General features: G+C 63.3%; 1 protein-coding gene. It reads right to left on the reverse strand.

Annotation, left to right across the window (positions count from 1 at the left end; translation table 11 throughout):
* On the reverse strand, window positions 1–882 hold an 882-nt coding region (locus EN964_RS35475; protein ID WP_164776459.1), incomplete at its 3' end, for an FAD-dependent oxidoreductase.
* Window positions 883–1040 lie beyond the last annotated feature (158 nt).

The raw sequence follows: 1040 nt of genomic DNA on the forward strand, positions 1-1040 counted from the left end.
GGAATATTGGTCGACGGCGATGGCGCCAGTCTTGGTCATCTCCAGTCCGATGCCTTCCAGGCCCATATTCTCGGTGTTGGGAATGCGGCCGATGGCCAGCATCACCTGGTCAACGGTCAGCACCTCGCCGCCGCTGACGAGCGCGTCGAGCCGGCCGTCCGGCCGCTTGCGGATCCATTCGGACACGGAATGGCAGAGGATCCTTATCCCCTTCTTTTCCATCGTCTCGTGCAGCATGCGCCGTAGGTCCATGTCGAACCGGCTCAGGATCTCCTTGCCGCGATAGACCAGCGTGGTGTCGACGCCGAGACCGTGAAAAATGTTGGCGAACTCGACGGCGATGTAGCCGCCGCCCTCGATCATGATCGCCTTGGGCAGTTTCTTGAGGTCGAAAGCCTCGTTGGAAAAGATACAATGTTCATGGCCGGGCAGCGCCGGATGCGCCGCCGGGCGGCCGCCGGTAGCAATCAGGATCTGGTCTGCTGTGACGGTGCGATCCTCGCCCAGAAGATGCACGACATGCGGATCGACGATCATGGCGCGCGAATGGAAGGTCTCGCCGCCGGCGCCCTCGACGTTCCTGACGTAGATGGCCTCCAGCCGGCTGATCTCGCGATCCTTGTTGGCGACCAGCGTCTGCCAGTCGAAGCTGGCTTCCGGCACCGTCCAGCCATAGCCGGCGGCGTCGGCAAAATGCTCGGGAAATTGCGAGGCATAGACATAGAGCTTTTTCGGCACGCAGCCGCGGATGACGCAGGTGCCGCCATAGCGGTATTCCTCGGCGATGCCGACACGCTTGCCGAGTGCCGCGGCGACACGCGCCGCCCTCACCCCGCCCGAACCGCCGCCGATGACGAAAAGATCGTAGTCGTAACCAGCCATGACGCGGCTCCCAGGCTTCAGAAATGTGTCAGACAGGTAGGCCGCAAACCGTCAAAAGAAAAGCCCGGACAGGCCGGGCTTTCGCGGGAGGCCGCAAGGCCATTGAAAATGCGGGGTCAGTTGTTGTCCGCAGGGGCCGCGCCATCGGCGGGCGCGGC

It is taken from the genome of Mesorhizobium sp. M7A.F.Ca.CA.001.10.2.1 (assembly GCF_003998575.1).
Taxonomy (GTDB): domain Bacteria; phylum Pseudomonadota; class Alphaproteobacteria; order Rhizobiales; family Rhizobiaceae; genus Mesorhizobium.